The 4,711-nt window shown below is 71.0% G+C and carries 3 protein-coding genes and 1 pseudogene; 1 reads left to right on the top strand and 3 read right to left on the bottom strand.

Annotated elements, in window-relative coordinates:
- Nucleotides 1–53: 53 nt before the first annotated feature.
- The 3 genes from ACWCO3_RS31765 to ACWCO3_RS31755 all read right to left on the bottom strand — a co-directional run bounded on the left by ACWCO3_RS31765 (nt 54) and on the right by ACWCO3_RS31755 (nt 4,015).
- Nucleotides 54–1,322 carry a hypothetical protein gene (locus ACWCO3_RS31765; RefSeq protein WP_450013573.1) on the bottom strand — a complete coding sequence of 423 codons (1,269 nt, stop codon included), beginning with the start codon at nt 1,320–1,322 and terminating at the stop codon, nt 54–56.
- 11 nt (nt 1,323–1,333) lie between these two features.
- Nucleotides 1,334–1,774, bottom strand: coding sequence for a hypothetical protein (locus tag ACWCO3_RS31760; RefSeq protein ID WP_145779373.1), 441 nt, complete (start codon nt 1,772–1,774; stop codon nt 1,334–1,336).
- A gap of 246 nt (nt 1,775–2,020) precedes the next feature.
- Nucleotides 2,021–4,015 carry a TIGR03960 family B12-binding radical SAM protein gene (locus ACWCO3_RS31755; protein ID WP_145779372.1) on the bottom strand — a complete coding sequence of 665 codons (1,995 nt, stop codon included), beginning with the start codon at nt 4,013–4,015 and terminating at the stop codon, nt 2,021–2,023.
- 78 nt (nt 4,016–4,093) lie between these two features.
- On the opposite strand from ACWCO3_RS31755, the pseudogene ACWCO3_RS31750 reads away from it, so the two are divergent.
- Nucleotides 4,094–4,711 (top strand): annotated as a pseudogene (locus ACWCO3_RS31750) (hypothetical protein); the annotation flags it as partial.

Here is a 4,711-nt window from a genome sequence, read left to right as displayed (position 1 = left end):
ACGCAGCGTGGGCAGCATCAGCCAGCCGTACCCGGCGAGCAGCGCGACGATGATCAGCAGCCGTGGCACCTCGCGTTCGCCGCGCTGGTCATCGGCGGCAGCTTGCCGTTGCCGCCACCCACCATGCCGGGGATGCCGCCGACGCCGATCCCGCCCGCACCCAGCCCGCCGCCGGCGCCGATCCCGCCGGCCGAGCCCACGCCGGGCCCGCCCCCGAAACCACCGCCGGCGCCACCGAGACCGGCGCTACCGACCCCGGAGCCACCGAGGCCGCCGCCGAGGCCGCCGATGCTGCTCGGGCTCGCTCCGGCCAGGCCGCTGCTGTAGCCGTCGTCGCCATCCGGATAGCCGGAGCCGGTCGACGGGGGCGTGAACTGACCGGTGCCGGAGGGCGAGCCGTCCCCGATCCCACCCGGCCCGGTCGGCGAGAACGGGCCGACGCCGGACGTCGGACCGCCTACCTCACCGATGCCCGGTGGCCTGCTGCCGATGGTGGGCCCGCCACCACCGACGTCCGGCTTTCCGCCGAACTCGCCACCACCGACGTCGGGCCGGCCCGTCGGCGGAACCCGGGTGTCGCGACGGAGGTCGTCTTCCCTCATGTCCGTGTTGGGCGCGACCACGGTGAGCTTCGGACGCTCCGCGTACACGGCTGCGGGCAGCGGCGACATGGCCGCGTGGGCCGCCTGCTGATTGTCCCGGTACCAGTTGTCCAGGTGGGACTTGGTGTCCCACCAGCCGCCCCGCTTCTGGTCGCCGGCCTGCCCGTCGACCTTCATCGTCGCTTCCAGGTCGTCGGCCTTGTCGCGGAACGCGCCGTCGGCGTACGACGCCGGGTTGTTCTGGTAGTCCTGCCGCAGGGCGGCGAGGAACCCCGACGAACTCTCGCCGTCGCGGGCGTCGTCGAGTTCGGTGCCGTTGGGCAGGCTCCACTCGTTGAAGCCGAAGTCGTCCATCAGCGGGATCGGGATCGTGGAGACCGACTTGCGGATGTCGCTCTCGATCCGGATCAAGGCGCCACTGACGTTCGTCGCGTCGGTGATCAGATCCTCGATCTGCTTGCCGATCGTGCCCAGGTGCTCGCGGTACGCGTCACCGCCGCTGCCCTTCCAACCGGCGAGCATCCCGGGCAGGCCGCCGACGTGCGGGCGTTCCTGACCGGTGGCGATCGGCCCGACGAACGATCGGCCGACCAGCGCGTCGCGCAGGTGTTGCAGGCCGGTGGAGAGGTTGTTCCACCCCGCTCCGACCGAACCAACGGTTTCCGGGTCCGCGGACAGCGTCACCTCACGGACGCACCGCTCCCAGGTTCCTCCAGCCATGACCGTCCCCCTCAGGCCGTGTACGGGTAGGTGGGCGTGCCGCCGGCAGTGGGCGGCGGCGCGGCGGACTCCAGCAGTCGCTCGATCTCCTTGCCGTTGGCGGCGTTACGCGCCTCGGTGTCGCGGAAGGCCTTGGCGATCTCCTCGGTGCCCTGCTTCAACGCGGCGAGCTTCTGGGCGAGCGTCGTGAGGTGCGCCTCCATGTTGCCGGTGGAGGTGGTCAGGGCCGCCCACTGCATGCGGGCGTCCTCGTACGCGCCGAACGGGGTGCCGTTCGGAACGGTCTGGGCGTTGTTGCTGTCGCCCTTCATCCGTTCCTTGATGCGCTCCATCTCGTATTTGAGGGTGTCCTCGACGTACTGCTTCAGCCGTTCGACGTACTCGGCCGCGGCGTCCAGGTCCTCCACGCTGACGTGCAGATCGCCGGTGCTCGGCGGCGGGATGCTCCCCATGCGATTCCTCCCCCGTTCCCGACCCGCCGGGTCGGTCCATGTCAGACGCAGCGTATCGAAGTCTGACCACGTCGGGGCAGCCCCCGTTCGCCGTCGACGCACAACGACAGATGTCGATGCAGCGGAACGGCGAGGTGGCGTGGGACCCGACCAACGCCAACGGGCCCGCGAGACGCGGACCCGTTGGATGACATCGGAAGTGGAGAGTAGTGGGCAGCGCCACCCGGCGCTGCCCCGATGGCGAGGTCAGGCGGAGTGGTCGCTCGCCGGCACCTTCATGCCGTTGCCACCCAGCGGGGTGAGCGGCAGCAGCTTCTTACCGGTGGGGCCGATCTGGATCTCGGTGTCCATCGACGGGCAGACGCCGCAGTCGAAGCAGGGCGTCCACCGGCAGTCGTCCTGCTCGAACTCGCTGACCGAGTCCTGCCAGTCCTGCCAGAGCCAGTCCTTGTCCAGCCCGGAGTCGAGGTGGTCCCAGGGCAGGACCTCCAGCTCCTCGCGCTGCCGGGTGGTGTACCAGTCGAGGTCCACCCCGAACGCGGGCAGCGTCTCGGCCGCCGCGTCCACCCAGCGCTGGTAGGAGAAGTGCTCGCTCCACCCGTCGAACCGGCCGCCGTTCTCCCACACCTTGCGGATGACCGAGCCGACCCGCCGGTCACCCCGGGACAGCAGTCCCTCGATCAGCGACGGCTCGCCGTCGTGGTAGCGGTAGCCGATGGCGCGGCCCAACGAACGATCCGAGTTGATCGCCTGCTTGAGGATCTTGAGCCGGTGGTCGATGACCTCCGGACGCTCCATGGCGGCCCACTGGAACGGGGTGTGCGGCTTCGGTACGAACCCGCCGATCGAGACGGTGCAGCGGATGTCCTTGGAACCGGTGGCGGCCCGACCGGCCCTGATCACCTCGTGCGCCATCTCCGCGATCTCGAGGACGTCCTCGTCGGTCTCGGTGGGCAGGCCGCACATGAAGTAGAGCTTCACCTGCCGCCAGCCGTTGCTGTAGGCGGTGACGACGGTGCGGATCAGGTCTTCCTTCGACACCATCTTGTTGATGACCTTGCGGATCCGCTCGGACCCGCCCTCCGGGGCGAAGGTCAGACCGGTACGCCGCCCGTTGCGGGACAGCTCCTGCGCAAGGTCGATGTTGAAGGCGTCCACCCGGGTCGACGGCAGCGACAGCGAGACGTTGGTGCCCTCGTACTGCTGGGCGAGGCCCGAGCACATGTCGCCGATCTCCGAGTGGTCCGCCGAGGAGAGCGACAGCAGGCCCACCTCGGAGAAGCCGGAGAACTCCAGGCCCTCGCGGACCATCTGCCCGACCGTGGTGATCGACCGCTCCCGCACCGGACGGGTGATCATGCCCGCCTGGCAGAACCGGCAGCCCCGGGTGCAGCCCCGGAAGATCTCCACCGCGTACCGCTCGTGCACCGTCTCGGCCAGCGGCACGAGGGGCTTCTTCGGGTACGGCCAGGCGTCCAGGTCCATCGTCGTGCGCTTGTGCACCCGGAACGGCACGTCCGCCCGGTTCGGCACGACCCGCTGGATTCGCCCGTCCGGCAGGTAGTCGACGTCGTAGAAGCGCGGCACGTAGACGCTCTCGGTGCGGGCGAGCCGCAGCAACAGTTCGTCACGCCCACCCGGGGAGCCCTCGGCCTTCCACTCCCGGACGATAGCGGTGATCTCCAGAACCGCTTCCTCGCCGTCACCGAGCACCGCGGCGTCGATGAAGTCGGCGATCGGCTCCGGGTTGAACGCCGCGTGCCCACCGGCCACGATCACCGGGTCGGCGTCGGTGCGGTCGGCGGCCAGCAGCGGAATGCCGGCCAGGTCGATCGCGGTGAGCATGTTGGTGTAGCCCAGCTCGGTCGAGAAGGAGAGACCGAACACGTCGAAGTTCCGTACCGACCGGTGCGCGTCGACGGTGAACTGGGGGACCCCGTGCGTACGCATCAGGTTCTCCAGGTCCGGCCAGACCGCGTACGTCCGCTCGGCAAGGGTGTCGGGCAGTTCGTTGAGCACCTCGTAGAGGATCTGCACGCCCTGGTTGGGCAGGCCCACCTCGTACGCGTCGGGATACATCAACGCCCAGCGCACGGCTGCCGCATCCCAGTCCTTGGTGACCGCGCCCAACTCGCCCCCCACGTACTGGATGGGCTTGGAGACCTGGGGCAGCAGCGGCTCGAGCTGGGGCCAGACCGAGTTGGTCGCGGCCGCGCGCGGCGTCAAGGACGGGGCACTCATGATGCCCAAGGGTACGCGCCCGTCCGGCGGTGGCGACGCGGTACTAACCTCGGACCGGCGCGAGAGGAGATTGCCGCGATGCCCGAGCCTCAGCCGGGAGCACGGCCGGCCGACGGGAGCACCCCGGGCACACCGCCGGACCGCGATCCGGCGGCCGCCGACAAGCCGACCTCCCCACCCGTACCGTCGGACCAGCCTGAACCCTCGACGCAGCCCACCGCTGCCGACCAACCGGAGCCGTCGGACCAGCCCGAGGCCACCGCCACCGAGGACGTCCCCGCGCCCAGGTGGAGCGGCTCGGCCTCGGTGCCGCCCCCGTTGCCGCGTCGACCCGCCTGGGGTGAGTCGGCCGAGCCGACGCCGCCGCAAGCAGTGCCCGTCGGGCTGCCGGAGCACCAGACCCCGGTCGACCCGTGGGCCGGCGTGGACACCGGGGGCTGGGACCTGCCCTCCGCCGAGTTGCCTCCGCTGCCCCCGACGACGCCCTACCCGGTGCCGCCGGCGACTCGGCAGTGGTCCGGTCCGCCGGCTCCCCCGGTCGGGTCGCACCCGGTGCCGCCGCCGGTCGCCCCGTTGCCGCCACCGGTCACCCCGGTGTCGCCACCGGTCACCCCGGTGTCGCCGCCGGCCGTCAGGCCCACGATGCCGAGCCGGCCGATGTCACCGCCCCCACCGCCGCCCGCACCGGTCAGACCC

This window comes from Micromonospora sp. NPDC002411 (assembly GCF_053592955.1).
This window is presented reverse-complemented; position numbering and strand designations above follow the sequence as displayed.